The 6,402-nt window shown below is 68.2% G+C and carries 5 protein-coding genes; all 5 read right to left on the reverse strand.

Features of this window, described 5'->3' with window-relative positions; genetic code table 11:
* On the reverse strand, positions 1-722 hold a 722-nt coding region (locus tag LQV45_RS15430; RefSeq protein ID WP_230007793.1), incomplete at its 3' end, for an MFS transporter.
* 75 nt (positions 723-797) lie between these two features.
* Positions 798-1,643, reverse strand: a complete 846-nt coding sequence (narI, locus tag LQV45_RS15435) for a respiratory nitrate reductase subunit gamma (RefSeq protein ID WP_230007794.1) — start codon at positions 1,641-1,643, stop codon at positions 798-800.
* Between the two features lie 2 nt (positions 1,644-1,645).
* Positions 1,646-2,266: a nitrate reductase molybdenum cofactor assembly chaperone gene (gene narJ, locus LQV45_RS15440; RefSeq protein WP_230007795.1), complete on the reverse strand. Its 621-nt coding sequence runs from the start codon at positions 2,264-2,266 to the stop codon at positions 1,646-1,648.
* Entirely contained in the window at positions 2,263-4,005 is a 1,743-nt protein-coding gene (gene narH / locus LQV45_RS15445; RefSeq protein WP_230007796.1) for a nitrate reductase subunit beta, read from the reverse strand. The genes narJ and narH overlap by 4 nt, the downstream gene beginning before the upstream one ends.
* Positions 4,005-6,402, reverse strand: a 2,398-nt coding sequence (locus LQV45_RS15450; protein ID WP_230007797.1) for a molybdopterin-dependent oxidoreductase, incomplete at its 5' end; no start/stop codon positions are given. The genes narH and LQV45_RS15450, both read right to left, overlap by 1 nt.

Raw genomic sequence — 6,402 nt, forward strand, 5'->3', positions numbered from 1 at the left:
GGCAGATACGTGGCGAAGGAAACGAAGCCACCGAAGAGGACTGCGTAGAGGAAGCACAGCTTCCACGTGACCGGGGTCTTCGCGGCGTCGATCAGCTTGGGCATCACGGGCGCGTTGCTGCGGGTCCAGCCCGGCGCCTCCTTCAAGCGGAACCAGATGATGGCGGCCATGACCGCCAGAATCGCGGCGATCAGCAGGTGGGTGGGAACGTAGCCGATGGCGGCGACAAGCCGGGGGTTCAGGAAAGCGGCCAGGGCCGTTCCGCCCATGCCCGCGCCGAAGACGCCGGTGGCGAAACCCCGCCGGGCGGGCTCGTACCAAGCGCTGACAAAGGGGATCCCGACGGCGAAGACGGTTCCGGCGACCCCCAGCAGCACGCCGGCAGCCAGCACCAGGGCGAAGGAGTCGAGGCTGCCGCCGACGGCCACCAGCAGGATCGGGACGATGGAGGCCAGCAGGACAAAAGTGAACATGGCGCGGCCGCCGTACTTGTCCGTCAAGGCGCCGACGACGATCCGCCCCAGCGAGCCGACGAAGACGGGCATGGCCACGAGCACACCGGTGGTGGCCGGATTGAGGTGCAGATGCTGGGTGTAGAACGCGCTCAGTGTGGCGATGGAGTTCCAGGCCCAGAAGCACACCACGGAGGTCGAGGTGGCGAGCGTCAGATTGAGCGCCCGGCCCGCAGGGGCGGCGACGGGCGGGGACACTGCTCCGGCCACGGTGGTCTCCTTCCTGGTTCAGCAAAGCGGTTCAGCAAAGCGGTTCAGCAAAGCAGCTTCAGCGATGGCACCGGGTCACCGGTTCCTGGTGTCCCGGTCCCGGGTTCCGACGGCGGACCAGCCCCGCCGGGCGCCGGCCGTGGAGCTCCGGGCGCCGGCAGCGCCGGCTGTGCCTTTGGCCCCGGCGCCGCCGGTGTCCCGATCCCGGGAGCGGTAGACGATGTAGGGGCGGAAGAGGTAGTGGAACGGGGCCGTGAAGGCGTGGACCAGGCGCGTGAACGGCCAGATCACGAACAGCGCCATGCCTACCAGGGTGTGCAGGTGGAAGGAGAACGGGGCCGCGGCCATCGCCGCGATGTCGGGCTGGAAGATGAACAGCGAGCGGAACCACGGGGCCACGGTCTCGCGGTAATTGTGCCCGTGCTCGCCCTCGAAGACACTCGCCAAGGTGGTCCACAGCCCGAACACGATGGCCGCGGTGAGCACCACGTACATGGTCTTGTCATTGCCGGTGGTGGCCATGAAGACCGGCCCGGTGGTCCGGCGGCGGTAGATCAGCAGGAGGATCCCGCCCAGCGTTCCGACCCCGGCGATCCCGCCGACCAGCAGGGCGTTGAAATGGTAGAACTCCTGGCTCATCCCGGCCGCCTGGGTCCACGCCATCGGAATGACCAGGCCGAAGAAGTGACCGGCGATCACGGCGAGCAGGCCAAAGTGAAACAACGGGGACGCAATCCTCAACAGCCTGGACTCATAGAGCTGGGAAGACCTCGTGGTCCAGCCGAACTGGTCGTACTTGTAGCGCCAGAGAAGTCCGCCGACCAAAACCACCACCATGACGTACGGCAGCACGCCCCACAGCACGATGTCCAGTGCGGTGAGTCCGACGGCGGATCCGGGTTCCGCTTCGAATGCCAGCATGCTCAGGCCCCCTTCACGGGCAGCAGGCGCGGATCGTACGGGTCCAGGCCCACGGCCTCCGTGGGCGGGCCGTAGCCGGCCATCCGCATGACGGCCTGCTCGTCCGCCGGGGATTTGCCGGGCAGCGTGGCGCAGACGGCCTGCAGGATCCGGGCGTGCGGCAGCTGGTCCCGGAGCAGCCCGAAGCGGAGCATCTCCAGGCTCGCCCGGAAGCGCGTCAGCAGCTCGCGGCCGGCCTCGAGGTCCACCAGCGCGGCGTATTCGAGGACCATCGGGAGGTAGTCGGGCAGTTCGCCGTGGGTGTCCACCAGGGTGTCGCTTTGCCGGTAGGTCTTCTTGAAGTTGCCCAGAACTTCGCCGCGGCGCCGGGTGTCCCCGTCAGTCCAGTAGGACAGGTGCAGGGCGTGGCGCTTTCCGAGGTCGAACTCGCGCACGTATTGGGACTGGAGCTGGATCGGCGGCGTGGACTCCAGCTGGTCCAGGACCGCCACGAAGTCCGCCGTGGCGCCGGGGAACTCGGCCAACGCGGCCCGCATCAGCGGGACCCGGCCGGTCAGTTCTTCGTCAGGGTAGGACAGGCACCAGGCCGCGGCGAGGTAGAGGACCTGCTGGCGGCGGGTCATGGCTGCTCCCCCGCCGGAGGGGATTCCGCGGGGCCCGCCGGTTTCGGCGGCGGCGGTTTCTCCGGAGGCGGTTTTTCCGGAAGCAACGCCTTTTCCGGAAAAAGCCCGGAGGGCGCTCCGGTGCCGTCCCAGTTCAGAAGGTTCACCCTGCCGCGCAGGGTGGTTTCGCCGGGCGCGGAGCCGGAGGTCTGCCGGTCCCGGAGGGCGTTGAAGGTTTCCACCGCCACGGGGACGGGCCGGCCGCTGGCTTCGCCGAAGTGGGCGGTATCCTGCATGCCCGGGCCGCCCTCGAAGTCGAGCGAACAGCCCATTTCCTCGAGGTCGTGGGCCTGCTCCACGTGGGCCTTCGGGATGACGTAGCGCTCCTCGTATTTCGCGATCGCCATCAGCCGGTACATCTCGTACATGCTCTGGCTGTCCATCCCCACGGCCTCCGGGATGGCGTCGTCCGGGTCCTCGCCGAGGCTGATGCCGCGCATGAAGGAGCGCATCGCCGCCAGCTTCTTCAGCACCGCCGTCACCCGGTCCGCGTCGCCGGCGGTGAAGAGTTCAGCGAGGTATTCCACCGGGATGCGCAGCGCGTCGATGGCGCCGAAAAGGTTGCCGGTGTCCTCGCCGTCGTGGCCCTGGTCGCGCAGCAGGTCCACCACGGGTGAGAGCGGCGGCACGTACCAGACCATCGGCATGGTCCGGTATTCCGGGTGCAGCGGCAGCGCCACCTTGTAGACCTTGGCGAGGGCGTAGACCGGCGAGCGCCCGGCGGCGTCGATCCAGTCTTCGGGGATGCCCTGGGCCCGGGCCTCGGCCTGGACGGCGGGGTCGTTCGGGTCCAGCAGCACGTCCATCTGGGCGTCGTAGAGTTCCCGGGGGTCCGTGACGGCGGCCGCGCCGGTGACGGCGTCGGCGTCGTACAGGAACAGCCCCAGGTACCGCAGCCGGCCCACGCAGGTTTCCGAGCAGACGGTCGGGAGCCCCACCTCCACGCGCGGGTAGCAGAAGGTGCACTTCTCGGCTTTGCCGGTCTTGTGGTTGAAGTAGATCTTTTTGTAGGGGCAGCCGGTGACGCACTGGCGCCAGCCGCGGCATTTGTCCTGGTCCACCAGCACAATCCCGTCCTCCACCCGCTTGTAGATCGCCCCGGAGGGGCAGGAGGCCATGCAGGACGGGTTCAGACAGTGCTCGCAGATCCGCGGCAGGTAGAACATGAAGGTTTGTTCGTACGCGAACTTGATCTTGTCCTCGGATTCCCGCCGGACCTTCTCCACGATCGGGTCCAGGTGGCCGTTCTCGGCGGAGCCGCCGAGGTCATCGTCCCAGTTCGCGGACCAGGTGATCTTGGTGTCCTCCCCGGTGATCAGGGACTTGGGCCGGGCCACCGGGAAGTCGTCGCCCAGCGGCGCGTCAACGAGGGTCTTGTAGTCGTAGGTCCATGGTTCGTAGTAGTCCTTGAGCTCGGGCTGGACCGGGCTGGCGAAGATCCCGAAGAGCTTCTTGACCCGGCCGCCCGCCTTGAGCACCAGCTTCCCGTGCTTGTTCAGCGCCCAGCCTCCGTGCCACTTCTCCTGGTCCTCATAGCGGCGCGGATAGCCCTGCCCGGGCCGGGTTTCGACGTTGTTGAACCAGACGTATTCGGTGCCGGCACGGTTGGTCCAGGCCTGCTTGCAGGTTACGGAACAGGTGTGGCAGCCGATGCATTTGTCCAGGTTCATGACCATGCCCATTTGGGCCATGACACGCATCAGTACTGCACCTCCTGGGAACGACGCCGGACGGTGGCCACCATGTCGCGCTGGTTTCCGGTGGGGCCAAGGTAGTTGAACGCGTAGGCGAGCTGGGCGTAGCCGCCGATCAGGTGCGAGGGCTTGACCAGCAGCCGGGTCACGGAGTTGTGGATGCCGCCGCGCCTCCCGGTGGCCTCGGACTTCGGCACGTCGATGGTGCGTTCCTGCGCGTGGTGGACGTAGACCACACCGGCCGGCATCCGGTGGCTGACGATCGCCCGGGCCACCAGGACGCCGTTGATGTTCAGGCACTCCACCCAGTCGTTGTCCTTGACCTCGATGGCCGCCGCGTCGGCGGGGCTCATCCAGACCGTGGGCCCGCCGCGGGACAGCGAGAGCATCAGCAGGTTGTCCTGGTATTCGGAGTGGATGGACCATTTGGAATGTGGGGTCAGGTAGCGGACCACCACCTCCATAGACCCGTCCTGGCCGAGCCTGGGTTCGCCGAAGAGCCGGTGCATGTCCAGCGGCGGCCGGTAGATCGGCAGCGCCTCGCCGATGTCCCGGATCCAGTCGTGGTCCAGGAAGAAGTGCATCCGGCCGGTCAGGGTGTGGAAGGGCTTGAGCCCCTCGGCATGGTCCTGGCCCAGGACATTGTTGTGGGTTCCCAGCAGGTTCCGCAGGAAGTACTCGTTGCCCTTGGCCGATGAGCCGAACAGGTTGGAGCGCCACAGCACGAGGGTCCGAGGCCAGTTTTCCGGGGCGTCCACGTCCTCGATCGCCGGGTTCAGGGTGCGGCTCTTCAGGGCATCGGCGATGTAGCCGGCGGCGTCCGTAGCGGTGCCGGCGGCGACGGCCGCCCCGGCTTCGTCCGCGAGGTCCAGCGGGTTCCGGTCGAACTGCGGGTAAAACGGCATCCAGCCGAGCCGGGCGGACTGGGCGAGGGCATCCGCGGTGTGCATGCCGTCCAGGGCCCCGGTGGAGAGCGGGGACTTCAGCGCATCCGCGCAGTAGCCGTCCTGCCGCCACTGGTCCGTGTGCATGTACCAGTAGCCGGTGCCGATCATGGTCCGCGGCGGCCGGGACCAGTCAAGGGCGTTGGCCAGCGACAGCCAGCCGGTGACCGGCCGGGTCTTTTCCTGGCCGACGTAGTGCGCCCAGCCGCCGCCGTTGCGGCCCATGCAGCCGGTCAGCATCACCAGGGCCAGCACCGCCCGGTAGGTGGTGTCGCCGTGGAACCACTGGCAGATCCCGGCGCCCATGATGATCATGGACCGGCCCTTGGACTGTTCGGCGTTGCGGGCGAATTCGCGGGCCACCCGGATGCAGGCCTGCGCCGGGACGGAGGTGATCTCCTCCTGCCAGGCCGGCGTGTAGGGTGTCGCTGCGTCCTGGTAGCCGGCGGCCCAGTCCCCCGGAAGCCCGTCGCGGCCGACCCCGTACTGGGCCAGCATGAGGTCGAAGACGGTGGTGACCAGCTGGCCTTCCACCGCCAGGACGGGCACGCCGCGGCGGAGCACGCTGCCGTCCCCGCCGGCGTCCTCGAAGCACGGCAGCAGGATCTCGGCGCTTTCCATTGACACTTCCCGGAGGGACAGCGCCGGTTCGATCGCTCCGAGATCCAGGTTCCATTTGCCCTCGCCGCTCTCTGAGTAGCGGAAGCCCATCGAGCCGTTGGGGACCGCCGGCAGCCCGGTCTTCTTGTCGAACAGGACGGTGCGGAACGCCGCGTCCTCGGTCAGCGACTCGGCGGGAAGGTCCTTGGCGGTGAGGAACTTGGCCGGGGTGAGGGAGCCGTCGTCGCGCCGCTCGAGACGGACCAGGAACGGCAGGTCGGTGTACTGGCGGACGTAGTCGGCGAAGAACGGCACCTCACGGTCGACGAAGAATTCCTTGAGCATGACGTGCCCCATCGCCATGGCCAGCGCGGCGTCGGTTCCGGCCTGCGCGGGGAGCCATTCGTCGGCGAACTTCGTGTTGTCCGCATAGTCCGGGCTGACCGTGACCACCTTGGTGCCGCGGTACCGCACCTCGGCCATCCAGTGCGCGTCCGGGGTGCGGGTGACGGGGACGTTGGAGCCCCACATCATCAGATACCGGGCGTCCCACCAGTCCCCCGATTCCGGGACGTCGGTCTGGTCGCCGAACACCTGCGGGCTGGCCACGGGGAGGTCGGCGTACCAGTCGTAGAAGGACGTCATCACCCCGCCGATCAGCTGGATGAAGCGGGTCCCCACGGCGTGCGAGACCATGGACATCGCCGGGATGGGCGAGAAGCCGGCGCAGCGGTCCGGGCCGTAGGCCTTGATGGTGTTCACGTGCGCAGCGGCGGCGATTTCGATCGCCTCCTGCCAGGAGACCCGCACCAGGCCGCCCTTGCCGCGGGCCTGCTGGTAGCGGCGGCGCCGCTGGGGG

The organism is Microbacterium sp. Bi128, assembly GCF_918698205.1.